Annotated in this window: 20 protein-coding genes; 10 read left to right on the top strand and 10 right to left on the bottom strand. The window is 52.9% G+C overall.

All coding sequences use genetic code 11. From position 1 onward, the window contains the following. Positions 1–17: 17 nt before the first annotated feature. The 3 genes from ACYVAM_RS17345 to ACYVAM_RS17355 all read left to right on the top strand — a co-directional run bounded on the left by ACYVAM_RS17345 (position 18) and on the right by ACYVAM_RS17355 (position 5,310). Positions 18–902 carry a cation diffusion facilitator family transporter gene (locus tag ACYVAM_RS17345; RefSeq protein WP_461069200.1) on the top strand — a complete coding sequence of 295 codons (885 nt, stop codon included), beginning with the start codon at positions 18–20 and terminating at the stop codon, positions 900–902. A gap of 199 nt (positions 903–1,101) precedes the next feature. Then, positions 1,102–3,873 carry a bifunctional YncE family protein/alkaline phosphatase family protein gene (locus ACYVAM_RS17350; RefSeq protein ID WP_461069202.1) on the top strand — a complete coding sequence of 924 codons (2,772 nt, stop codon included), beginning with the start codon at positions 1,102–1,104 and terminating at the stop codon, positions 3,871–3,873. A 150-nt stretch (positions 3,874–4,023) separates the two neighbouring features. Next, positions 4,024–5,310 (top strand): DUF5690 family protein, encoded by a 1,287-nt coding sequence (locus ACYVAM_RS17355; protein ID WP_461069204.1) that lies wholly within the window; start codon positions 4,024–4,026, stop codon positions 5,308–5,310. Positions 5,311–5,329: 19 nt separating this feature from the next. Here the strand turns inward: ACYVAM_RS17355 and ACYVAM_RS17360 are convergent, their stop codons facing one another. The 6 genes from ACYVAM_RS17360 to ACYVAM_RS17385 all read right to left on the bottom strand — a co-directional run bounded on the left by ACYVAM_RS17360 (position 5,330) and on the right by ACYVAM_RS17385 (position 14,802). After that, the gene (locus ACYVAM_RS17360) at positions 5,330–6,379 is read right to left on the bottom strand and encodes a glycoside hydrolase family 43 protein (RefSeq protein ID WP_461069206.1); all 1,050 of its coding nucleotides are present in this window, start codon (positions 6,377–6,379) and stop codon (positions 5,330–5,332) included. 97 nt (positions 6,380–6,476) lie between these two features. Further along, entirely contained in the window at positions 6,477–8,000 is a 1,524-nt protein-coding gene (locus ACYVAM_RS17365; RefSeq protein WP_461069208.1) for a RagB/SusD family nutrient uptake outer membrane protein, read from the bottom strand. 25 nt (positions 8,001–8,025) lie between these two features. Next, on the bottom strand, positions 8,026–11,478 hold the full coding sequence (locus ACYVAM_RS17370) for a SusC/RagA family TonB-linked outer membrane protein (RefSeq protein WP_461069210.1): 3,453 nt from the start codon (positions 11,476–11,478) through the stop codon (positions 8,026–8,028). A gap of 33 nt (positions 11,479–11,511) precedes the next feature. Next, positions 11,512–12,576, bottom strand: coding sequence for a FecR family protein (locus ACYVAM_RS17375; RefSeq protein ID WP_461069212.1), 1,065 nt, complete (start codon positions 12,574–12,576; stop codon positions 11,512–11,514). Between the two features lie 83 nt (positions 12,577–12,659). After that, entirely contained in the window at positions 12,660–13,256 is a 597-nt protein-coding gene (locus ACYVAM_RS17380) for an RNA polymerase sigma factor (RefSeq protein ID WP_461069214.1), read from the bottom strand. 229 nt (positions 13,257–13,485) lie between these two features. Beyond that, the gene (locus tag ACYVAM_RS17385; RefSeq protein ID WP_461069216.1) at positions 13,486–14,802 is read right to left on the bottom strand and encodes a gluconate:H+ symporter; all 1,317 of its coding nucleotides are present in this window, start codon (positions 14,800–14,802) and stop codon (positions 13,486–13,488) included. A gap of 302 nt (positions 14,803–15,104) precedes the next feature. On the opposite strand from ACYVAM_RS17385, the gene ACYVAM_RS17390 reads away from it, so the two are divergent. The 4 genes from ACYVAM_RS17390 to ACYVAM_RS17405 all read left to right on the top strand — a co-directional run bounded on the left by ACYVAM_RS17390 (position 15,105) and on the right by ACYVAM_RS17405 (position 18,762). Beyond that, positions 15,105–15,515, top strand: coding sequence for a hypothetical protein (locus ACYVAM_RS17390; RefSeq protein ID WP_461069218.1), 411 nt, complete (start codon positions 15,105–15,107; stop codon positions 15,513–15,515). A gap of 48 nt (positions 15,516–15,563) precedes the next feature. After that, entirely contained in the window at positions 15,564–16,913 is a 1,350-nt protein-coding gene (locus ACYVAM_RS17395; RefSeq protein ID WP_461069220.1) for a S8 family serine peptidase, read from the top strand. 145 nt (positions 16,914–17,058) lie between these two features. Further along, positions 17,059–17,298 (top strand): hypothetical protein, encoded by a 240-nt coding sequence (locus ACYVAM_RS17400; RefSeq protein WP_461069222.1) that lies wholly within the window; start codon positions 17,059–17,061, stop codon positions 17,296–17,298. Positions 17,299–17,358: 60 nt separating this feature from the next. Next, positions 17,359–18,762 carry a S8 family serine peptidase gene (locus ACYVAM_RS17405; protein ID WP_461069224.1) on the top strand — a complete coding sequence of 468 codons (1,404 nt, stop codon included), beginning with the start codon at positions 17,359–17,361 and terminating at the stop codon, positions 18,760–18,762. A gap of 20 nt (positions 18,763–18,782) precedes the next feature. Here ACYVAM_RS17405 and ACYVAM_RS17410 read toward each other — a convergent pair whose 3' ends face one another. Then, positions 18,783–19,889, bottom strand: a complete 1,107-nt coding sequence (locus tag ACYVAM_RS17410; protein ID WP_461069226.1) for a mannonate dehydratase — start codon at positions 19,887–19,889, stop codon at positions 18,783–18,785. Positions 19,890–20,052: 163 nt separating this feature from the next. Between ACYVAM_RS17410 and ACYVAM_RS17415 the strand changes: the two genes are divergently transcribed. Then, positions 20,053–20,856, top strand: a complete 804-nt coding sequence (locus ACYVAM_RS17415) for a YncE family protein (protein WP_461069228.1) — start codon at positions 20,053–20,055, stop codon at positions 20,854–20,856. 147 nt (positions 20,857–21,003) lie between these two features. On the opposite strand, the gene ACYVAM_RS17420 is transcribed toward ACYVAM_RS17415, so the two are convergent. From ACYVAM_RS17420 to ACYVAM_RS17430, 3 genes are all read right to left on the bottom strand, one after another. After that, positions 21,004–21,663, bottom strand: coding sequence for a Rossmann-fold NAD(P)-binding domain-containing protein (locus ACYVAM_RS17420; protein ID WP_461069230.1), 660 nt, complete (start codon positions 21,661–21,663; stop codon positions 21,004–21,006). Positions 21,664–21,697: 34 nt separating this feature from the next. Then, positions 21,698–21,934, bottom strand: a complete 237-nt coding sequence (locus tag ACYVAM_RS17425; RefSeq protein ID WP_461069232.1) for a DUF3820 family protein — start codon at positions 21,932–21,934, stop codon at positions 21,698–21,700. 64 nt (positions 21,935–21,998) lie between these two features. Further along, positions 21,999–23,024 (bottom strand): S66 peptidase family protein, encoded by a 1,026-nt coding sequence (locus ACYVAM_RS17430; protein ID WP_461069234.1) that lies wholly within the window; start codon positions 23,022–23,024, stop codon positions 21,999–22,001. A 142-nt stretch (positions 23,025–23,166) separates the two neighbouring features. Between ACYVAM_RS17430 and ACYVAM_RS17435 the strand changes: the two genes are divergently transcribed. After that, positions 23,167–23,715, top strand: coding sequence for a DinB family protein (locus ACYVAM_RS17435; RefSeq protein WP_461069236.1), 549 nt, complete (start codon positions 23,167–23,169; stop codon positions 23,713–23,715). A gap of 205 nt (positions 23,716–23,920) precedes the next feature. Continuing rightward, positions 23,921–25,303: a DUF4403 family protein gene (locus ACYVAM_RS17440; RefSeq protein WP_461069238.1), complete on the top strand. Its 1,383-nt coding sequence runs from the start codon at positions 23,921–23,923 to the stop codon at positions 25,301–25,303. Positions 25,304–25,354 lie beyond the last annotated feature (51 nt).

Raw genomic sequence — 25,354 nt, forward strand, 5'->3', positions numbered from 1 at the left:
ACGGATAGACTCTCAATATGGAACAAACGATAAAACCGCACCAGGCCGAACGGGGAAAAAAAACAACCCTAATCGGGATTGCCGTTAATATTGGGCTGGTTTTAGTAAAGGGACTGGCTGGTTGGTTAGGAAACTCCTACGCCCTGATTGCCGATGCTATGGAGTCTGGAACGGATATCGTTACCTCGATTTTTGTCTGGTTTGGCCTCCGTACGGCGTCGAAAGCCCCCGACCAGGATCACCCCTATGGCCATGGGAAAGCCGAACCGTTGGCTGCCATTGTCGTAGCACTGGCCCTGGTAGGGGCAGCTATTCTGATTGCGGTGCAGAGCATCAAAAATATTCAGGTGCCTCACGAAATACCCGCGCCTTTCACATTAGCTGTTTTGGCAGGTGTCGTTCTGGTGAAGGAAGTCTTGTTTCGGCGAATCTCGAAAGTAGGTGAAGAAACCGATAGTAGCGCTGTGAAAGCGGATGCCTGGCATCACCGCAGCGACGCCATCACATCCCTTACGGCTTTCGTAGGCATTAGTATCGCGCTGATTGGTGGTCCTGGCTACGAAAGTGCCGACGATTGGGCGGCTCTGCTGGCTTCGCTCGTGATCGTTTACAATGCGTATCTGATCTTTCGGCCTTCGTTTGGTGAAATTATGGACGAAACACCCGCTGGCGACTGGCAAAACGAGCTTAGAGCGCTTGCCTTAAGCGTTCCGCAGGTTAAAGGAATCGACAAATATCGGGTTCGGAAAACGGGCTTTGAATATTTCGTCGATCTGCACGTGCTGGTTCCGGGTGATCTGACGGTCAAGCAGGGCCACGACATCGCCCATGCCGTCAAAGCGGAAATTCTCAGAGAAAAGCCATCTGTTTATGATGTGCTTGTGCATATTGAACCGGTCTGATGGCTTTTATGGGTAACGATCAGCGGTTTATTGACAACTACCGCCTGCCTAACTGACCGCCGGGGAGCCCGGGCGAATCTGGACATAAATTCTTAATATATTTTGTTGAAAGGCTGATCGACATACGGTTACCTTTGGGAAGAGACAATCCTGAACGTTAGTTCATGTCAACGTTTAGGAATAGGCTCTGTACCGAACTATGAAGCACCTTCTATTCTTTCTCTTTTATCTGTCCTGTTTTCATCTGTTGGCTCAGCCAAAACCCAGAACCTATACGACCCTACAAGTGCCGGGGCGGGCGGAGTTCTGCAAAATAGACACGGCTGGACGGTCTGTATTGCCCAGTGGGCGCTACGTGACACCCGCCGGTAAAACCATTCGGATCACCAATGACCCATTCGGATTGGCGCTATCGCCCAATGGGCAACGGGCTGTATCGCTGCACGATGGCGTTCTGACCGTCTACAAATTGAATGAACTGGCGGCTACCCGCATTCCTGATTATGCCGGTAAAATTCCGGCTGCGCTGAAAGAAGGCTCCTTCCTGGGCGTGGCCTTTGCGCCTGATAACCGCACAGCCTACCTGAGTAATGGCGACAAAGGACGGGTGCTTATTTTCGACACCGACCAATACCAAACCATCGACAGCATCGCCCTCGATGGCAATGGCTATACGGATAGTTTTACCTCCGATTTGCTGCTGAATGGGAGCGAGCTGCTCGTGCTGGACCGGGCTAATTTCCGGCTCGTACGCATCGACCTGACCACCAAGCAAATCACGGCTTCGATTCCCACGGGACGACAGCCGTTTGGCCTAGCCATCAGCCCTGACCGAAAATTGGCGTTCGTGGCTAATGTTGGCTTGTATGCCTACCCCAAAGTGCCGGGCGTAACCAAGACCAATGGCGATACCATGGCCCTCAAGTTTCCGCCTTATGCCGCTCATACCAAAGAATCCGCAGAAGGAGTCGAGGTGGAAGGACGCCGGATTCCGGGTTTAGGAAGTCCACTGGCTGATGAAGCAATGAGCGTCTGGACGGTCGATCTGAAAACCAATAAGGTTGTGAACAAAGTAAAAACCGGTGTGCAGATTGGAGAAATGATCGAGGAAGCCGAAGTGGTTGGGGGCGCATCGCCCAACTCCGTGGTCGTTGGGAGCCGGTACGCTTATGTGTCCAATGCCACAAACGATAACATTTCGATCATTGACTACAAATCGGTTGGCCGTTCCGGTAAAAAGCTGGTGGGCACCATTCAACTCCGGGTCAAGTCAACCCTGGACCGCTACCGGGGGCTGATGCCTTTTGGGATGGCCTTGACCAACGACGAAAAAACCTTGTACGTGACCTTGCTGGCCTTCAACGCAGTGGCGGTAGTGGATGTGCCCACGCGTACGGTTCGGGGCCTTATTCCAACCGGTTGGGGACCCACCCGCGTAGCCTTATCGCCCGGTGACGGACCTGAGCAAATGCTGTATGTGACCTCGGCCCGGGGTTATGGCGCAGGCCCCAACGGTGGTGCTACTTTTGTGAAGCCCCCACAGGGAACATACATCGGTGATATTCAGTTGGGCACGTTTCAGGCAATTCCCGTACCTGACGCAGCCCAGTTGGCGGTTTATACGAAGCAGGTTCTGGACAATACGTACCAGACGGTTACGCTGACCGACGACGGCCGCAACCCGTTACCTGTTTTACCAAAAACACGCCAGTCGCCCATTAAGCACATTGTCTACATTACTAAAGAAAACCGGACGTACGATGAAGTACTAGGGCAACTCGGGACCGCCAACGGCGATTCAACACTGGCGCGGTTTGGGGTAGGAGTGACCATCAAAAGCCGCATCGCGACCAGCCGGGGAACCAGCGGCCGAACGACTGACCGGCCGGGCGATACCGTACGTGTGACCAATGCCGATATTATGCCCAATCATGTGCGCGTCGCCAAGCAGTTTGCGTTTTCGGATAATTTCTACTGCGATTCAGATGCCAGTATCCACGGCCACCACTGGATGCTGGGGACCATTCCCAACGAATGGGTAGAGGCCAATGCCGCTTCGGCGGGGCGATTCGATGCCGATTCGAAAGCACCGGGTCGGCGGTTTCCCAAGGCGTCTGGCGCCATAGATCCCGAAGATTATAATGAGATCGGCGGGTTGTGGGAAGCTTTCGAGCGAAACAAGATATCACTGTATAATTTCGGGCAGGCCAACGAATATGCCGGAAACGTGGAGGAATGGACAACCACGCAGTTTGGAGCGGCCCAGTCGGTGGTGTTCCCGATGCCGAAAGCCGTGTATCCGCACACCTCGCGCGATTTTGCCGGATACAATACCAATGTGCCCGACCAATATCGGATGGAGCAGTTCGAGCGGGAGTTTACCGCCAGGTGGATCAAGGGCAAGCAGCCGATGCCACAATTTGTGACGATGCAGATACCCAATGATCATGGAGCCGGGCCGCGCCCTGATTTTGCCTATCCTTACCTTCATTCGTACATGGCTGATAATGACCTGGCCGTTGGTCGGGTGCTGCATTTTCTATCCCGCACCAAATACTGGAAGAACATGCTTGTCATTATCACCGAAGATGACCCACAAGGGGGCGTGGACCATATCGATGCACACCGGTCGTTGCTGATGCTGGCCGGGCCGTATGTCAAGCGCGGCTATGTCTCGCATACACACGCTAATTTCGGTTCCATTCTGAAAATGATGTACAACATCCTGGGCGTGCCGTACGTCAATCAGTACGATCAAACGGCCTCCCTACTTCAGGACTTTTTTGCCGACAAACCTGATTTTAGACCTTATGATGCCGTACTGCCCGATGTTCGGGTGTTCGACCCAAAGGCCGCCATGAAGCCATATAAGAAAACGTTTGACTGGCGTAAAATTCAGAAAGGTCCCGAAATGGATGACCGGGCTGACCAGCGAGCCGAGCATTATCGGCAGCAGAACGGAGAGTTTTGACCGTAGTGCCGGTTGATGATCGATGTCGGGACGACGAATTAGCCTGGCCATCTACGTAACCGCGAGATCAATTTTGTTTTATCTTGCGTGCTTGACTCCCAATTTAATTTCGTCAAAGGCCTTACTCATCAACATTAACGCACGCTATTTGTGAAATCTCCTGCCTTCCTCCGGAATCCAACGGCCTTTATGCTTTTCGGCGCTACGGCTGCCTTTTGTACCTACGCCTGTATGTACGCCTTTCGTCGGGGTATCACGGCGGTCACGTTTGAGGGGATGGCGTTTGCTGGTATCAGCTATAAAATATGGTTGGTTACGGCGCAGGTCTTTGGTTACGCCATGTCTAAAGGCATTGGCATTAAGGTCGTTTCCGAAATGTCGCCGAGCCGTCGGGCCATCAACATTCTATTATTTGTGCTGATGGCGTTGCTGGCCCTGCTTGGCTTCGCGCTTGTGCCCGCTCCCTATAATATTATCTTCCTGTTTCTGAACGGATTACCATTAGGACTGGTCTATGGCACCATGTTGGGTTTTCTGGAAGGTCGGCGGCAGACGGATGGACTCGTCGCGGGCCTGACCGCTTCGTTTATCTTTGCTTCGGGTTTCGTCAAAACGGTGGCGCTGACCATCCGGGCCGATTGGGGCGTGTCGGAATTCTGGCTGCCGTTTGTGACGGGGAGCCTGTTTGTGTTGCCCATGCTGGTATCCATTTATGCGCTGACCCTGCTGCCACCACCTACTGCTGAGGACCGTGCCTTGCGCACCGAACGCAAGCCGATGGACGCTAGCGAGCGCCGAAGCTTTGTTCGGAGTTTCAGACCGGGCCTGATTCTGCTCATTGCGTCGTACGTACTGTTATCGGCGTTCCGGGACTTTCGCGACAATTTCGGGCCGGAAATCCTGAAAGATGCAGGCGTCGAAAACCCCGGTATTTTTGCCAAAACCGAAACCATGGTCGCCGTCGGTATTCTTATCGTTATGGCGCTGCTCCAGCGGGTGACCAACAATTTTCGGGCGTTTGCACTGCTCAACTGCCTGATGCTGGCGGGCGGAACGCTGGTTGGCGTTAGCACCTATGCTTACTCAACCGGAATGCTATCGCCCGGCAACTGGTTTCTGCTAACGGGACTGGGTTTATACATGGCCTACGTACCCTGCAATGGCCTTTACTTTGAGCGACTGATTGCCACATTTCGGTATGTGAGCACCGTAGGGTTCATCGTAACGCTGGCCGATTGGTACGGTTATCTGGGCAGTGTCGCGGTATTGCTCTATAAGAATTTCGGGCACGCTACGATCAGTTACCGGGAGTTTTTTATGGACGGCGCTTACATTTTATCGGCCGTCTATGGCGTACTGGTGATTGCTTCGTTCATTTACTTCAGCCGCCGATTCAAGGCAAACGTAGCGATCACCGAGGTCGAAACGGTTGCCTGAACGGTCTGGCCAGTCACGATCACTCGCCACTTGGTCGTTTTACTAACTGTGTTAAGGGTACAGGCGTACCAAAATCCGGGGAGCCATCGGCTTTCCAGGTGAATGGCTGCATCCGGATGGAGCGTTGGTCACCACAACCTTGTCCGGCTCCCGGGTTGGCGTGATAGACCATCCAGTTTTCTTTTCCATCGGGTGTTGTAAAGAAACTTTGGTGACCAGGACCATAGGTGCCATTCAGACCGTAAGGGCCAAAAACCGGTGTCGCTGACTTTGCCCACGATGCTGGGTCCACCAGGTTCGCACTGGTCGTGGCCGTCAGTTGGCCTAGTGCGTACTGATCGGTGCCGCAGAAACTGGCTGAATAGATGACAAACACATTGTTGTTATGGACGAGGAATTCAGGCCCTTCGTTAACGCCGAATCCTTGTTTCTCCCAGGCATAGTCGGGTGTCGATAGGCGGACGCGGGGCCCCTCAGCCGTCCAGGGATTCGTTAGCTTACAGATGTACAGGTTTTGCAGGCCGCCCAGTTCGTTTTCCCATCCGGACCAGGAAAAGTAAAGCTGGCCATTGAGTTGCAATACCGTTCCGTCAATCGCCCATTTATTGTCGGGTAAAGTCAACTGGCCTCTATCGGTCCAGGTGCCCTGCGTTGGATCGGCCGATTCGTTTTCGAGTACGAACATGCGGTGCGTGGCGTCGGCACCGTTGTTATCGGCGGCATAGTAGATGTACCATTTACCAGTGATAAAATGAAGCTCCGGTGCCCAGATGTCGCGGGAGTTCGGGCCCGTGCTCGGCGGTGTCCAAACGACAACAGAAGGAGCCGCAGCCAGACGGCTCATGGTCCGGGTTTTATAGATACGCAGATTATTTCCGGTGGTGTGCATTACGTAATAGAACCCGTCGTTATACGTCACCCAGGGATCAGGCCCTGACGTGAGTAATGGATTACGGAACCGGCCAACCGTATCAGCTGCCGTAACCGGTGGAGTGGGGGTAGTTGATGATGTATCCGCTGATTTGCAAGCGTAGAGGGCAAGTAGTAAAAGAAAAAGAAAGTTCTTCATCGTTGACGTCGAATGGGGTTATAGACTGCAGAAACGAAGCAATACAGGCTCTTTAGCGCAACCCTGTATTTCTTCGTTTCTGCAGTGTCAGACAAACTTAATAGCCTGGATTTTGCACCAGGTTTGGGTTTAAATCCCGCTCCTGCTGCGGAATGGGCAGTAATTCATCCTGGCCCTTGGTAAACGTGGCAAACCCGGCATCACGAGGGGCCAGCTGTGGGCCGAGGTCTCCCCAGCGGGCCAGATCATTCCATCGCCAGCCTTCTCCCGACAGTTCCGTGACGCGCTCGTGTTTGAGCTGGTTCAGAAACTGGTCCTGCGTTAAGCCGGGCCGGGCAGTGGAGAGCCGGGCCAATCCTGCCCGTTGCCGCACCTGATCCACATAGGTGTAAGCCTGCGCCGTTTTGCCCGTCGCGTTCAGCGCTTCGGCATACATCAGCAATACATCGGCATATCGAATATAGCGCCAGTTATTTGGCGAACGATAGCCCTCTTCGTTTTTCCAGTGGTCGTTCTGGAACTTACGGAACCATACCCGCTTGTTGTCGGCACCGTATCGTTGCAGGAACGTCTGTCCGTAAATCTGCGTGAATGCCGGGCCACGAACATCGGTTGAGTCAAACAAAAACGACGCTTCCAGGCGCGGATCGCGGGCTCCGGTCGTCGTGGGTTCATTAAATTGATAGATCGGCCAGCGGCTGGCTTCGCCGTCGGACCAGCCGATGCCGGGAGGACCAAAGAACTGCGCGAGTGACGTACCATAATTCTGATTCGGGGTTTCGGTGTCGTCGTCCGTGTACTCCGCCGGATTAATCTCAAACTGCCACTCGAACACCGATTCCCGGTTGTTCTCGGTTGTAATCAGAAAGTTATCCCGGTAGTTCTGAACAAGCGCATAAATACTTTTGCCTTCTCCATCGGCCAGCCACTGGAGGGGCGTTAGTGCTTCGGTATACTTTCGCTCCTGCAGATAAGCCCGAGCCAGCAAGGCATACGCGGCTCCTTTCGTGGCCCGGCCCACATCGGCTGAACTGTAGGTCGTTGGCAGGGCGGTTGCTGCCTGGGTCAGGTCCTGCTCGATTTGGGCCCACACCTGGGCAATCGTTGCGGAGCCGGGCAGATCGCCAAGCGCCGAAGGGGTCAAAACAAGCGGTACGTTGCCGAAGAGCGTCACCAGGTGAAAGTAATACATGGCCCGCAGGAACCTGGCCTCTCCTATGTAGCGAGCCTTCAGCGTCTCGTCCATTTGAATACCCGGGACGTTGGCAATGACCTGGTTGGCCCGATTGATGCCGATGTAGTTATCGTTCCAGACACCATAGGCATTGCCGTAGTTGTAATCAGTTACCAGGAACCGATCCATGTTGTTGAGGATACCCGGATCCGGACTTTGGCTACGACCTTCGTCGGAGCGGATGATGTAATAGAAGGGCATCCATCGTGAAATGCCACCCCGGTGCGTCGTGCTGTAGATGGCGTTGACACCGGCCAGCGCATCGTCGGCTGTCCGCCAGAAGACGGCCGTGGTTACCTGATTTGGATTGACAATGTTTAAGTCCCGCTCACAACCTACCAGCGCTATCAGAGCGGTTAGAGTCAGGAAAATGAATTTATTTTTCATGATTAATTTCGTTAGGGAGTGTTCACTATAAATCACAGTTGATACCTACTGATATCACGCGGGGTGTGGGCCAGTGTCCATTATCAACACCTCGCTCCTGAATATTAGCCCCCGTAACGTCGGGGTCCAGTCCGGAATACCCGGTAATTGTGAGTAGGTTCTGACCACTGACATAGAGTCGGGCACCGCGCATTTTGAAGCGATTCGCCAGTTCTTTTGGTAAGTTATAGCCGATTTCCACGTTACGCACCCGAACGTAGGACGCGTTTTCGAGCCAACGGTCGCTATAAGCGAGGTTGTTGGAAATAATGCCCTGATCAGTCGCTTCCAATCCCAAACGGGGATCGGAGGTGCCGGTATTCGTCGGTGTCCAGGGGCTGAGGTCAGAGCGGAAGTTGGTGTTTTGATAGCTGTCCAGAATACGCCGAACGTCGTTGTAGACCGTATAACCGAACGTACCCACCAACTGGATGTTCAAGGAGAAGTTCTTATACGAACCATTAAACTGCGCTCCAGTCTGCAACGTAGGCCAGGGCGAGGTAACGAACTGCCGGTCGTTAACGTCGATCCGTCCGTCATTATTAGTATCTACGTAGCGGATGTCGCCTGGTTTGGCGAAGGGCTGTACGATGGATCCATCCGGTCCGCGATAATTATTGATTTCCTCCTGATTTTGGAACAGGCCGTTCGTTTTGAGCACAAACCACTGCCCAATAGGATTGCCTACCTGCGAACGTGTGTTGCCGCTAACGATGTAATTGATACCCTGGCCCTGATTACCAACACTTTCAATGCGGTTTTTTATGGTGGTGAAGTTGCCTGATACATCCCACTTAAAGTCGTGTTTGGTACTACGGTAGGTAGCGGCAAACTCGATACCCCGGTTGCGGATGGAGGCTGTGTTGACATACGGATTGCCGCGCAGGTTACCCAAATAGCCCGGTACGGTCAGGTTCAGAATAGCATTCGACGAGAGGGAATTGTAGACGTTGATCTCGGTGAAAATGCGGTTGTTCAGGAAACTGGCCGTGACACCGACGTTCTGCTGAATCCGCTGTTCCCATCGTATATCCGGGTTCGACAGCTGGGCCTGATAAGCGCCAACGGCCGGGGCCTGGTCGGTGCCAAAAATGGCCCGTGGGTTGCTGTTGATATAGGCTGTATAGGGGAATGAACCCAGCGTTGGCACGACGATCCCTAACTTACCATACGACGCGCTCAGCTTTAGCTCCGAAATCCAGTCGACATGGAAAAACTTCTCCTGACTGATGCGCCAACCCGCAGCCACCGACGGGAAGAAGCCCGTTCGGTTGCTGGCCCCGAATCGCGAGTCCTGGTCGACACGGCCGGTCAGGGTCAGCAGATACCGATCGCCATACGTATAGTTGATCCGACCGAGATAGCCCAGAATTCGGTAATAGTCGGGTGTTCCCCCGGCTGAATTGGAGATACCCGTTGCCGCCCCGATGGTTGTGAAATACTGCCCACCCGCATACCCAAGATTGGTGCGAGAGCCGGACGTTATATCGTTTCGGCTCGTTTGCTGGCTGATACCCACTACGCCGTTGATGTTGTGAGCCCCGAATGTCCGGTTGAAATTCAGTGTATTCTCAAACAAAAAGCTTCTGTATTGTGACCGGTCTTCGCCGACTGATGTGGGAACTGGAGAGGCATTATACTGAAATACACCCAGGTAACGCAGATTTTGGTTGTAACTAAAGTTGGCATCCAGACCTGCGTTGAAGCGGTAACTCAGCCAGTCGGCGAATTTATACTCGATAAAACCGTTTCCAACGAGCCGGGCAACGTTGGTCCGGCTGGGGGCAAGGCTACGGGCGGCAACGGGGTTAAATGCGTAACTCACCGCATTGAACGAGCCAATGCCGTAGCCAAGCGGATTCGTTGGGCTGATATAACTCGGGTCCTGAACCGGAATGACCGGCAGATTATAGACCATGTCGTAAATTGGGTTCGTACCGGCTGGCTGATTCTGGGTGTTTGAGTTGGTCAGTACCAGGTTTTCGCCCACGGTAAACCGGTTCAATACGCTGCGGGTGTTGATCCGCAGGCTGGCCCGGTTGAAGTTACTGCCAATAACGTAACCCGTATTGTTGAAGTAGCTCCCCGAAATATAGTATTGACTCGTTTTTGAGCCACCCGACAGGTTGATGTTGTAATTCTGCAAACTGCCTGTGCGGAGCACCTGGTCCTGCCAATCGGTATTCACATTCGGGTTGAACGTGGCTTCGGCTACGCTGCTTAGTGGGGTTTGCCCTGCATTCTGATACTGTTGCCGCTGCGTGGCGGCAAACTCGGATGCATTCATGACATCCCAGCGTTTATACGCTTGTTGTATGCCATACTTAGCCGAGAACGACACCCGCGCTGGTCCTTCCTTTCCTTGCCTGGTTGTGACAATGATAACGCCGTTGGCGGCCCGTGATCCATAAATGGCCGCTGCCGAGGCATCTTTCAAAATCTGGATCGACTCAATATCATCCGAATTGAGCGTTGGGTTGGCATCGGCAATCATGCCGTCAACAACGTAAAGCGGATCCGTATTCAGGAAACTGGCTACCCCCCGAATCTGGATGGATGCCTGTTGTCCCGGTACGCCTGTATTCCGAACCGTTACGCCCGGTGCCAGCCCCTGGATGGACTCCGGCAGCGACTGGGCCGTTACCCGGTTGGCTTCGGTCGGATTGATGACGTCGTTGGCCCCCGTTACATCTCGCTTGCGAACCGACTGATAACCAATGACAACGACCTCGTTTAGTTCGGTCGCATTAGGAACCAGCCTGACATCGATCGTGCTTCGGTTATTGACCGCTACATCCTGCGTTGTATACCCAATAAATGAGAACGTCAGCGTCGCATTTCCGTCGGGTACCGAGAGCGTATAAACCCCTTCGGCACTGGTTGTCGTGCCGGTCGTTGTGCCTTTCAACACAACCGTAACGCCAGGCAATGGACTGCCCGTTTCATCCAGTACGCGCCCGGTGACCGTAATGGCAGCCTCGGCCTTCGGCGAAATGACATCACTGCTCAACGATGTAAGCGATGCACTGGCTGAATTGTCAATAGGCGCGGCTTTATCGGCCTTTGGAGGAACTGCCTGAATGACAAAAAGATTGTCTTTAACCTTCCGGTAGCGTAATCCCTGGGAGTCAATCAGTTGGGTCAACGCCTGTTCGAGCGAGAGGCCATCCAGATCGACTTCAGTCTGACGTCCGGTCAGTAATTGCTCGTCGTAGGCCACGCTGACGTTGAACCGCCGTTCCAGTTCGGTCAGTGCTTTTTTGAGGGAGCGACTACGGCGGTTGCGCTGAATCGCTAATCTATCGGAGGTAGACAGGTGTCGGTTGGCCGTACGTTCAACAGTTGGCTGGGCTTGGGTAAGTAGCTGCGCAACGGTTAGTTGCGGTATTGCGTAGCCTCCCGTTAACAGCATTGAACAAATAAGATACTGGTTTTTCATAAGATGAGAGATAGGAAAATGAGTCTGGTTAACTTATGGATTGTGGCGTAAACTGATTCGGTCGCCATTCCGCTGAACCGACAGGTCGAATGTGAGCGAAAGGGTGGTCAGCAGCGTTTCGATGCTCTGATTCGAGAGATTCCCCGTAAATCGGCGGTTGGCCAGATCGCCGTCTTCAAAAACGACCTCAAGGCCATAGGTATCGTAAAGCTGCTGGGCAATATCGTTCAGGGCTGTATTCTCGAAAACGAACTGGTGTTCGACCCACGATGTATGTAGCCGGGGCTTTTCGGTCTTGACAGCTACCGTTTCGATGTTGGGCTGGCTGGTCGCAAACTGACCGGGTTTCATGTCGATTATCCGCCCCGACGGTTCATTGGGCTTGGAGAGCTGCACCCGCCCCTCGATCAGCGTGACGGCCGTATTGCCCCGCCGGGTGTTGACATTAAACTGCGTTCCCAGAACGGTGATGTCCAGGCCCGGCGTATGGGTCACAAACTTTATCCGGCCAGTCAGGCTTTTCTTTTTGGTGACGGTAAAGAAGCCTTCGCCATCGAGCCAGACCTCACGCGACTGATTGTCGTTCCATCTATCCGTATAGGTAAGGGTCGTGTTTCCATTCAGCAACACCCTTGACCCATCCGGCAAGGTTACGCTTCTGTTTTCGCCAAAAGCCGTGTGGATGCGCATTTGTCTGGGCATCAGCTGGTAGTAGATCAGCCCAGCCGCTATCAGGAGCAAGCCCGTCAGAGAAGCTACCAGCTGCCAACCTGATCGCCCGGTGGTGAACCGTTGCCAGATCGAAAGAGGCCGGACAATAGCCGTTGTGGCTTTGTGTTCGTCAAAGGCCCGGTCGAGAACTTGCCAGATCCGTTGCTGGCTGGCGTCCGTCAGATCGTCGTAACGAGCATGAAGGTGGAGCAGGAGTGAGGCAGCCTCGTCGATGAGCCCCCGTTGCTCAGGGTGCCGGAGCATAACGCTGTGCCAGAACGTCATGCGTTGCTCATTGGGTTCGAAAACCCATTGGCGGAACGAGTCGTCCAGGACAAAATCGTGAAGCGAATACTGGCTGTAATCGGGTTGTTGAGCGGAATTCATAACAGGCTACTGGCGGAACTACACTCAACAAAGAGCCGTACGTCGCTAATTATCCCTTGGTAACCCTGCTTTTTTGCTAAAATTTATCGAATCAGTACTAATAGTAAGAATACGGTCTGTACCGGCATTCGTTTTTGGAGAGACGCAATGGCTTTATAGACGATTTTATACACCGACGTTTGCTCGATGCCCATGATCCCGGCAATCTCTTCGTAGCTGAGGTTGTCGAAGTATTTCAGAAAAAGGGCTTCTTTCTGCCGGGCGGGGAGGTTGTTCAGTTCTGATAGCAAAAGGGCAGATTGCTCCTGCGAGATCTGCCGATCGAGCCAGGTCGGTTCATACTGAAACTCAATGGTGAAGTCGAGCGTATCCAGCTCATGATCGAATCGCTGCTCATTGGTTAGCTTCCGAACAATGTCCCGGCGCAGGGCGCGCATCAGGTAAAACTTAATGGAGTCGGTGCGGCCCAAACGCTCGCGGGTTTCCAGAATGGTCAGAAAAAGGTCTTGCAGGCAGTCTTCGGTCAACTCCCGATTCTGGGCAATCTTATAGCCGTAATTGTATAATGTCGGCGCGTATTTGCTATACAGATACGCATAAGCGTGCTTGCTACCGCCCAGGAAATCGTCCCACAGGGCAGCGTCAGTTGTATACAGATAAGCAGTCGTTGAGGCTTCCAATTTTGACCATCGAATTGCTGGAAGATTAAATTTACTACTCTTTATGGGAATTGTACTGTTTGTGAGGCTAAAGATGGAGTTTTCGTTTGTTAACGCTGTTTGAGTGGCCTGCTTTCGTGGTTCTGCTGGTATGATAGCCATCCGGGTAAGCGGTCTGTGAGGACACAGACCGTGGGAGCTTTTTCACATGGTTAGGGGGCCTGTACAATCTTCATCGGTAGACAGATGCCTACCTCAATACCCAGTTCAACGCCATAACTCCTGCCAGCCCCGATACCGAAACCAGCGTTTCCATAATGGACCAGGTTTTTAGGGTATCGACCATCGACAGTTGAAAATATTCCCGAAAGAGCCAGAAACCCGTATCGTTGACGTGGGAGAACATCATACTACCCGCCCCAATACTCAATACCATCAAATTAGGATTGACACCCGACGCGGTCAGGAGCGGGGCCACAAATCCGGCCGTTGTGATTCCTGATACCGTCGATGAGCCCACGCATACCCGAATAAGAGCGGCCATACCCCAGGCCAGCACGTATGGATGCAGAGTGGAGCCCTGCATCAGGTCGGCCACCGCCTGGTTTACACCACCGTCCGTCAGTACCTGTTTGAGGGCACCTGCCCCGCCAAAGATCAGAAAAAGCATGGCCACATCTTTAATCGAATCGGCCAGCATAGCCGTCACGACCGACATGGACTTACCCAACCGAAGACCCAGCGTAACGCTTGCCACCATAACGGCACAGAACATGCTCACAACGGGCTCGCCGATAAAAAGCAGGACTTGCTGACCGACCGAACCGATGGGCAACAGGGGGCTAACGACCGTACTGAAACCAATGAGCAGAATGGGCAAAAGAACCGTCAGGAAACTGACCGTGGCTGAAGGCATCTGGTCGCCGGGTAAGTCGGCCGCAATGAAGGCGGGGTTTGGTAAGGTAGTGTAGCGTTTCAGCGTACTCCCAAACAGCGCCCCCGATACGAGAATGGCCGGAATGGAAACGATGATGCCGTAAAACAGCGTCAGACCCATGTCGGCATTGAATTGCTTGAGAATCGCCAGTGGGGCCGGGTGGGGTGGAAGGTACCCTTGGGTCACCGACAGGGACGCCAGCATTGGCAGGCCAATGTACAGGGCGGGTAATTTGTAGCGGTAGGCCACCGTGATTACGAGCGGTGCCAGCAGCATAAACCCAACCGAATAGAAAAGGGGTAAGCCCACAATGAAGCCCGTTATCAAAAAGGCCCAGCGGGCATGCCGGGTTCCGACAAGCGTCATCATATTCACGGCAATTCGTTGGGCCGCGCCACTCTGAGCGACCAGTTTACCCAACATGGCTCCTAGGGCGATAATGGCGGTGATCGAGCCCAGCGTCCCCCCAATCCCTTTTTGAATAGCGTCCAGCACCAGCAGGGGAGCTAGCCCCAGTGCCAGACCAACGCCCAGCGCTACGACCAGAAAAGCCAGAAAAGCGTGCAAGCGAACAACCGAAATAAGCACAATCAGGACCAGAATGCCGAGGAGGGTAATAGTTAGGGGCATGGTAGGAATAAGGAATCTACCCTACAAAGCGCAGAAGGTGGTTTTCTCTAATGCAATCGCCCGCTGGTTGTGGGCGGGTATCGACGGATTGTTCCTTTTCTGCCAAAATAAATTCGCTAGCTGCAACCGGAAAATTCGCAAAAGTAGCCTTATAAAATAACCTATAAGAGGGGATAGTTATATGTTAACTGCTTGGTTTTTAAATGTTTACCGTTAGATAAGGGATATTAATTCTGTGATTATTTACATCCCTACTTTGTCTAAGGAAATAACAACTAACCAGTTTATTAACACAAACGATCATGGAAACAGAAAGCATAACCCTGCAGGAGCACGCACCGAAGACCGTAATGGCTGGCAGCAATTTGCCCGAGCAAATCCAGGATGCCAAACCCGCTGGGCACCCCACTGCTCCTTTGGATACGGTCGCCAATTTAAGCCCGGCAACCTTCTCTACATTTTTCACGTGGCGGGGCAATGGCCTGGTCAACGTTCGAGCTCTGGACGCGCGAATTACCGCCAACTCACGGGTATTTGTCTCGATCAGCGAGTTCAACTCCGATGCTCGTCAGAACCGATTTATTGGCAATGCGTCAATGAGTGTGCTCAACGTTAGCCCCTTTAATGGTGGCTTCTGGACGCGGATAAATGTGAATTTCAGTCAAGCCCTGAATGTACGTTTGGACGTGCTGGTAGACCCATCCGGGATTTAAATCGTAGTTCCCTTTCCTCTTTATTATCTAAACCAAAAAGTTAAAGTCATGGCTAAGAAAGAGTCAACCAATTCGTCGAACGGCGCTAATCGGGCTTCTTCATCTGTTGATGAATTATTACTTGCTGCCCTTGAGCGGAACGATACCAGTTTCGAAACGGGCCGGTATGTGGTTACGTTTAAAGAAGGTGCCATGGAAGAAGGGCTTCAGTCTCTGCAAACGCAGGGAATGCGCGTTGCCGATACCCGCGATTTCGATAATCAGGCCCTGGAGATGGAAAGTGTCGGTGATGCTGACGCCGTAGTCTTCTCGGAAATTGGCTCAGCACTGCTTGGAGGTAATGCGGCTCAGGAGCGCAGCATAAGCACCTTTGCCGAGATTGCTTCAGACAGCCCGATCCTGTCCATTGACCCCGAATACTTTGTTTTTGCGGATAGCATGTATTCCGAATTTTTACAAGGCCGTGCGACGCAAACGGCCCAGGGGACGTCGAATGAATTTCTGCGGGGGTTTTTGCAGGCAACCGAGACCATTGCGAAAGAGATGCGGGAAAATGGCAATTCGCAGCTGGAAATCGAAGAGGAGGTGCAGGTACTTGGCGCAACCTGGGGGTTAAATGCCTGCCGGGTACCACCCAGCATACGCAGTGGCGTTGGTATAAAAGTAGCCGTACTCGACACAGGTTTTGATCTGGGCCACCCCGATTTTGCGGGCCGCCCTATTGTGAGCCAAACCTTTGTGGGGCAGCCGGTTCAGGATATTCATGGGCATGGCACCCATACGACAGGTACCGCCTGTGGTCCTAAAGCGCCCGCAGGCACAACACCCCGCTACGGGATTGGGTATCGGTCGTCCATTTATGTCGGTAAAGTACTATCGAATTCAGGTGGTAGTGTAGGCAGCAGTGTGCTGGCAGGTATGAACTGGGCCGTTGCCAATCGGTGTGCCGTTATTTCCATGTCCCTTGGTGGGCAGGGTGGAGTTCAGCCGTCCTATACCGCAGCCGGGCAAGCTGCGCTGAACAACGGTTGTCTCATCATTGCCGCAGCCGGTAATGTGCCGGGTGGGCCAACGGGTTATCCGGCCAACTCGCCCACAATTATGTCGGTAGCCTCGCTCGATTCAAATCTGGCCCCATCGTCCTTTTCTTGCCAGGGAAAGATTGAGATTGCAGGTCCTGGCCGGGATGTCTTCTCATCCTGGCCTCGGCCAACCCGCTACCGAACGATTAGCGGAACCAGTATGGCTACGCCACACGTATCGGGTTGTGCCGCGCTCTGGGCCGAAACATCGCCCAATATGCGTGGCCTGACACTCTGGCGGAAGCTACAGGCCTCGGCCAGACACTTGCCCTTCCCGGCCACACGCGTGGGCGCCGGTCTGGTACAGGCTCCCTAGACAACGCTAAACGGGGTAGGTGGTATGTAACGAACATACCACCTACCCACAAAAGTGCATGATATACGGTCGATGGTTTGTTATTTTACTCCTATTGGTCGTTTCAAAGGCAGACGATCAACCGGTACGTTATTCCCCTACTATTATGTCTACTACGAAGAAATGGGTTGTCACCCTGGCCAGTGATCGGCCAATAAGTGAGGTATCCAACGAGTTAACCAAAACCGGATTCAACGTTGATCAGGTACTTGACCAGATTGGCTGTATCACAGGCTCTGCCAGCGATGAAGTCGTGCAGAAACTGCGAAAAGTCCCCGGTGTAGCCGATGTGTCGCCGGAATCACCTATTCAGCTCCCGCCATCCGACGAATCGATTACCTGGTAGAGCGATCTGCCTGCCCGTGGAATAAACCATAACCTATTACTTACTTGGAGGGACATTGTCATGGCACAAAGTGATCTGCAAAATGACGCTCCGGAGGGATCATCGGCCAGCCGGGTGTCTTCTTCTGTCGATGACCTGTTGCTAGCCGCCTTAGCCCGTGATAACGATAGTTTTCAAACCGGTCGCTATCTAGTTACGTTCAAAGAAGGCGCTGGTCAGTCGGGTCTACGGTATTTAGAGGCTATGCGGGTGGCTCATGCCGGAGACTTTGAGGGGCAGGCCGTTACGCTGGATCAACTGAGCGATGCCGATGCGCTGTTCTTACCCGAAATCAACATGGCGCTGATTGGTGGCCAGGCGGCTAGTGAGCATAAGCTGGGGGCACAGACCAAGATCGCTCCAGATAGTCCAATTGCCTCGATTGAGCCGGAGTATTTTGTATTTGCCGATGGCGGAACAAGCGGGAGTGTTGTTGAGAGTGGCTTCGTTGCGCTAGCCAAAAATACAACGTTTGAGAGTTTACCCGGCTTTGCCGAATCCTTACAACAACCATCTAATGACTATCTACGGGGATTTTTACAGGCCACCAAGACGATTGCCAACGAGATACGTAAAAGCGGAAACGGTCATTCTCATCACGAAATAGAGGAAGAAACGGAAGTGCTTCAGGCTACCTGGGGACTGAAAGCCTGCAAAGTGTCTGCCAGCAGACGCACTGGCGCGGGTATAAATGTAGCCGTGCTGACGAACGGGTGCGATGTCGGTCACCCCGATTTTTCGGGGCGCACAATTGTAAGTCAAACCTTTGTGGGTGAGCCCGTCATGGACATCAATGGGCATGGTACGCACATGATTGGTACGGCTTGTGGCCCGCTGGCTCCTGCCGACCCGACTCCGCGCTACGGCATTGGACACCAGTCGGCCATCTATGTGGCCAAGGTGCTGACCAACTCCATGGCGGGTACCGTCGCTAGTGTACTAACGGGAATTAACTGGGCCATTGCAAATCGATGTCCAGTCATTTTCGCTCCGCTGTCCATGTCGGGAGGCCCATCGACTGTGTTTACCGCCGTTGGGCAGGCTGCTCTAAACAAGGGTTGCCTGATCATTTCCGGATCCAGTAGTACCGGCGCATCGGTGGGTGCTCCGGCCAACTCATCTACCATCCTGTCGGTAGCTGCGCTCAACCAGAATTTACAGCCTACTCCGTTCTCACCCGTGGGCAAAATTGACATTGCTGCTCCCGGCGTAGATACGCTTTCGTCCTGGCCCCGGCCGCGTCGATATGCCACAATCAGTGGGGTTGCCTCGGCTACAGCACACGTATCGGGTTGTGCCGCGCTCTGGGCCGAAACCTCGTCGAGTTTGCGGGGCATGAAGCTATGGAAGAAACTACAGAGTACGGCCAGAAGTCTTCCTTTCCCAGCCACCCAGGTGGGCGCGGGCTTGGTTCAGGCTCCATAGTGTACGATTACGCTAGTGTGTCAACTCTTGCGGATGGCTTCCATCAGTCCCTGCATGTAGCCAACCGCGTGCAAACTGCCTAACAGGCTGTAGCCCTGATGCTCATTGCTGTCGCCTGCCATGGTCGGTACATGATCGGGCCGGATGGGGCCTTTGTAGCCAATGTCGTAATAGGCCTTCATGGCTTTGTACATATCGTTCTGCCCATCATCGAAGAAGGTCTCTTCAAAGTTCTGGCGGTTGCCCCGTATGTCGCGGAAGTGCACAAAGAAGATTTTGTTGCGTTCCCCGAAGTACTTCACCACCGTCGGAATATCTTCGCCCATGGTGGCAAAACTGCCCTGACACATAGTAATGCCGTTGTTGGGGCTCGGATAAAGGGCCAGCATGCGCTTGAAGGCGTCGGCCGACGTCATAATCCGGGAGATGCCCCGCAGGGTATCGACCGGCGGATCGTCGGGGTGCAGGGCCAGCTTTATGCCGGCTTTCTCCGCTTCAGGAACGACCGCTTTCAAAAAGTAGTCGAGGTTTTTCCACATCGTGTCGGCCGAGAATTCGCCAAAAGATGTAAGCGGCTGTTTCTTCGCTTCGTCGTAGGTAAATGAACTGACCAGCGCGCCACCCCGCGACGGTTTTGCCATGTTCGTGCGCGACCAGTTGATCACCGGCATCCAGTTGTAACAAACCGTATCGACACCCACATTCGCGAGGTTTTTCATGAACGTAATGAAATGGTCGATTTCTTCATCCTTACCTGCAAGGCCCAGCTTTGCTTTGTCGAGGGGCGTCGGACTTTCAATGACCTGTAAGGTCAGCCCTTCGGCCGCAAACCCATCTTTTATGGCCTTCAGAACGGCCAGATCCCAGGCTTTTCCATCTTTCATTCCCACCATACCGGGGCTAGCCGGCGCAATGGCCCCATTGACGCCCATCTGCTTGGAGAGTTTCATTTTCTGTGGCTCGAATCCCCAGAAATAGGCCAGTCCCATTTGCAGATCAGCTTCGTTCATTAGGGAGATCGTTTGTGTATTTTTCGGAGCGGGGTTAGCCAGGGCCGACAGGCTGCCCATTGGTAACGTGACGGCGGACGTAGCCTGTCTGATGAATGTGCGACGTGAGTTTTCCATGGGAGAAAAGGCCCGATTCGGAGGAAGTCCAGTAGTTTTTTACCAAAAAACAAAGACAATCGACCCTCCGCCATACCCGCATCGAGCAACATTGTGCCGGGTCATGAGCCAAAAAAGGCCCGTGTCGCTTAACTTTCGGCCTCGACCCGCGAACTTCCAAACTATGCACTTTCACCAAGGACTTAGACATACCCTATTCGGCCTAATGATGTGCTGTTCCCTGACCAGCCTGGCTCAGACGGCAACGGAAATTCGGCGGTTTCAACTGCCTCAGGTTCAGCAGGGAGTGGCGGTCGACCAGACTCATTTTTACGTCATCAACAATCATTCGCTGACCAAACACACCAAGTCGGATGGGAAGCAGGTAGCCGCCTGGAGCGATACGACGGGTTTTCTCAAGCACATGAACAGCGGGGTTGTCATTGGGAAGAAACTTTACTGCACCCACTCGAACTATCCCGATGTGCCCATGGCCAGCTCCATCGAAATCTTCGATACGCGTACCCTAAAGCATATTGCCAACCATAGCTTCGGGCTGTTTCCCGGCTCCGTGACCTGGGCTGATTTTTACCAGGGCTACTGGTGGGTGGCCTTTGCCAACTACTCGAATAAAGCCTCCGCCGAAGGCCGGGATAACCGCTGGACAACACTGGTCAAATTCAACGAAAACTGGCAGCAACTGGAATCCTGGGCGTTTCCGGCCAATGTGTTACAGGCTTTTGCGCCCTACAGCACATCGGGAGGCACCTGGGGGGCGGACGGGTTTATCTACTGCACTGGTCATGACAAGCCCGAAGTATATGTGCTGAAATTGCCCGAACGAGGGCATACGCTGCAATACGTCAAAACCATTCCGACCCGCAGCGAAGGACAGGCCTTCGCCATTGACCGAAGCATGACCGGCAAACCCGTTCTTTACGGAATTACCCGCAACGATAATTACGTGATTGTCTCGGTAGTGGAATGAAATGGGACTGTCCAGTAAGTGCCATCTTTCTGGATAAAAAAGGGATTAACCACAGAGGCTCAAAAGACACAAAGTCATTTTTCTCTATGTACTCTGTGCCTCTATGGTTAATCCCTTTTTTAATAAAGACTTGTGTCGACAAGCGAACTACTGCTTTGCCAGCGCTACAATGTCCTTTACTTCCAGAATTTTTTTCTCATACCCGATGCTGGCCGATTTGATCATGGTGAGTGCCAGTTCCTGTAAGGTCGAGAAACCGGCAGGATAAAGAACCCGGCCAATGGGGTACAGCCAGGCAATATAGGTATAGTATGTTTTTACATTTTTCAGACCCGGCGTTGGTTTCATAAAACCCGGCCGCAACATGTAGGCGTTTTTGAACAACTGCATGAGCGCGTTTTCGGTAGCGCCCTTCACCCGTGCCCAGGCTGACCGGCCGTTTTCAGTGCTGTCGGTGCCTGCGCCGGATACGTATTCAAATGTCAGATCCGGATTTAACGTCGCCAGGAGTCTGGCGAAATGCAGGGTCAGGTCATACGTCAGATGCCGATACTCGTCGTTGCTCATTCCGACCGATGACACACCCAGGCAAAAAAAACAGGCATTGTAGCCACTTAACTGTGATTCAATCGGTGATAGATCGAAGAAGTCTTTCAGGATGACTTCCTTAAGTTTCGGGTGCGTTACTCCGCCCGGTTTTCGGTTGATGACCAGCACCTGCTCCACATCGGGGTGCAGCAGGCATTCATGGAGGACACCTTCGCCTACCATACCCGTAGCCCCGGTTATAATCGCTCTGATTTTCATGTCGTAAATCGTTTAGGATAGATTAACTAGCTGCTTACTGGTTACGTTTCAATCCGTCGAGCAGGTATTCCAGACCATTCAGTTTAATCTCATACATTGTTTGCAGCAGCATACCCAGCTTGCCCGCCGGAAAGCCTTTCTGCACGAACCATTCCAGGTAGGACATGGGCAAGGATCTGATCAGCCTACCTTTATACTTGCCAAACGGCATTTCATAATGCAACAGTTCGCGTAAGATGTCGGTGTTGCCGTGGGCTTGTTCGTTGGGCATATGAATAAATGATTTGAAGGAAAACGGGTCGTGTTGAGCGTTGAAAAACGGGCTACTTGATGGGTTAGCTGACGGCTGACTCCAGCAGTCGGATGGTGCCGGCCGTCGCGTCGATTTCGGCGTCGATGCCCAGCGGGACCGTAAACTTATCCCGAATGTGGCCGATCATAGCCCCCGAATAAGCGGGTTTGTCCAACGGGATAATGTACTCCGTCAGCACGTCGTCCAGCGTCAGGGAGCCGTATCCACTGCCGGGACCGCAGTCGCTGCATTTGCCGAACACGAAGCCCGCGATCTGATTCAGAATACCCGACAGTTTGAGCTGCGTGAACATCCTGTCCATGCGATAAATATCCTCGTGGGTATCCTCCAGAAACAGGATCGTGTTTTTCCAGTCGGGCAGGTAGGGGGAGCCGATCAGGTGACTGAGTACTGTTAAATTGCCACCCACCAGACGGCCACGGGCCAGTCCGGGTTTGAGCGTGGTAATTCGGTCCTGCGTTTGCGTGAGGTTATCGCCTTTTTCGGTGGGGTTGTGCATGGTCAGGGCCTCACCGTCCAGGAGGAGCCGCTTAAACCAGTCGACCGTATACCCGTTGAACGTGGCCGATGCCACCGGGCCATGAAACGTGACCAGTCCTGTTTTGGCGTATATGGCCAGGAGTAGGGCCGTCACATCGCTATAGCCGATTAGAATTTTGGGGTTTCTCTGAATCAGGTCGTAATCCAGCAACGGCAATAGCCGGGCGCAGCCCCAGCCGCCGTGAATCGCCATGACCGCTTTGACGGAACGATCGTTGAAGAACGCGTGCAGATCGGAGGCTCGGTCGGCATCGCGTCCGGCCAGATACCCGTACCGGTCATATACGTGCGGACCAACCATCGTTTTGAAGCCCAGTGCCTGGAGTGATTCCTGCGCTATCTGAACCGTTTCGCGACTATAGGCCGGAGCCGCCGGACAAAACAACCCAATGGTGTCGCCGGGTCGTAAGCGGTCAGGCTTGATGAGGGTTGGCGCTGACGAGCTGACCTCCAGCGCTAGAAAAGGTGCCAGGGTTGTGGCCTGTAGAAATGAACGGCGAGACGGCATCAGGGTAAGAAGTGGGTCGAAATCAGTGCAGAAAGATAACCGAAAACGAACGGGTGAGCAAGCAAACGGAGTAGCTTATACATTTGCCGAACTTTTACAGGAACAAGCTATAATTCGGTATTAACCAATTAACAATCCTGCAATGATCACTAAATTACCACTCCGCTTTATGCTCGCCATCGTGGGCTTGCTCTGGGCATTTTCGGCTGTGCAAGCCGCTGCCCCCATGACAACGATAACACAGCTAACGGCCGACTGGCAACGGGCCAAAGAGTACACAAAAGAGTATCTGGACGTGATGTCGGAAGAGGGTATGAGTTACAAACCAACGCCCGAAATTCGCAGTTTTGCCGATCAGATGCTACACCTGGCCGCGGCCAATTACAATTTTGGCGCTATGGTCAGCGGCAAAGCGAATCCCTTTCAGGGCAAGAAACTGGAAGAGATGAACGAACTCAAAACAAAAGCGGCTCTGACCAAAACGGTGATGGATAGTTATGATTTCATGCTCGACGCCGTCAAAGGACTAAACGACGCTCAACTGGCTGAATCCGTGAAAATGGGTCAGCGTGAAATGACCCGTGAAGTGCTGCTGGCCAAGGCATTTGAACACCAGACACACCATCGGGGCCAATGTACGATCTACATTCGGATGAAGGGTATAAAGCCGCCTAACGAGAAGTTGTTCTAATGGTATGTGCTGTCGGTTCATGTGCCGTCCGATTATTAAATCGGACGGCACATTCTTTCTAATCCCTACGGGACACGGACCATAGAAAACGGGGCTAGTTACTCTATGAAACGGCCCGGTTAAACATACCCAAAAGAAAGTAAGTTATTCTGGAATGCGGTTTAACAACAGCCTGACATCAGGCTGTTGGCCACTTCCACCATTAATGAGAACACCACCACTACTCGGTTATTTTATCGGCCTTAGCCTGATTGTGCTTTTGGTGCAATGCCAGAAAGTACAACCGCAGGCTCCCAAAGCAGAAGGGTTCGACCCGCTGATTCCCGCTCAGATTTCGTATCTGGCGGGGCCTATTACCTTTGATCTTCGGGAATTGGAGGAGAAAATTAACCGGGAGCTTGACCCCGTTCTGGTTGGTAAGGAAACAAAGGACGGCAAAACAAAAGGCATCATTTCGTTTCGGGTCAAGCGCCTGGGACCTGTGCATGTCGAGTATGCCGATCAACAGGTAAAGTTATCGGCTCCCCTTCAGATGTGGCTCACCCGGCCATTTAGTCGGGATACCACACCGCCCAAAAAGCCCTTCTGTGCCTTAAACGTTCATTTTAAAAGTCCAATCGGGGTAACACCAAACTGGCGGCTGGCGAGCCGGACAAGCTTCACGGATTATACCTGGATCGTCAAGCCCGAGATTCATCTGTTAGGGGGCGGCATTTCCTTAACAAACCTGGTTCAAAATATACTGGATAAGCACAAGACGGCCATCGAAATGGCCATCGACTCTGCCGTACACACAGAATTACGTCTCGACGAAATGGTGAAGCCTATCTGGCGTGATCTACAAAATCCGTTGTTGATCAGTGAAGCGTACGGATTGTGGCTGATTCCTAAACCCATCAGTGTTATGGCCGGGCCTGTCACGGGCAACAGCCGTCAGATCACCACCCACATTCGTGTTGCCCTCGAAACGCAAACCGAACTCAAACCCAAAGCACCGGAACGGGCGAAGGCACCATTACCTATTCTGCAAAAACGGGAGCAGGTCCTGGAAACATCGGATTTGCATGTACTAAGCTATATTCCCTACGCCGATATCAATCGAATGCTGGCCATTACGACCAACAACAAAAACAAAAAACTGGCCCTCGGCTCGTTAACCATCAATGAAGTATCAGTCTACGGTGGCCAGCAGTCACTCATCGTTAAGGCAAACCTGAGCGGGCTGCTCGATGGAACCGTCTATTTGCGCGGCCGTCCCGAGTTCGATACGCTCACCAATACGCTACGGGTCAATAATCTGGATTTTGACGCTGAGACCTGGAAAGCATTATCCAAAGATTCGAACACTGTCTGGCATAAAGGGTTACGTAAGCTACTGGAACATTTACTGACTATTCCACTGGGCGATGACATTGCCAAATTGCCAGCGTCTATCGACAAAGCGTTTGAAAAAGGACCGGGCAAAACGACGGATCTGGGTATCAAAACGTTTCGGTTTGTGCCTCAGAAAATAGCCATCCGTCCCGACGGTATTCAGGCATTGATCAATGTGCAATCGAAAATAGACGTGAAAGTAAACCAGTTATAAGGTACTCACGGGTTGTTCGCCCGTATTTTGTGTTCAGGTATACACGACTCA

The sequence above is a fragment of the Spirosoma horti genome (assembly GCF_054776595.1).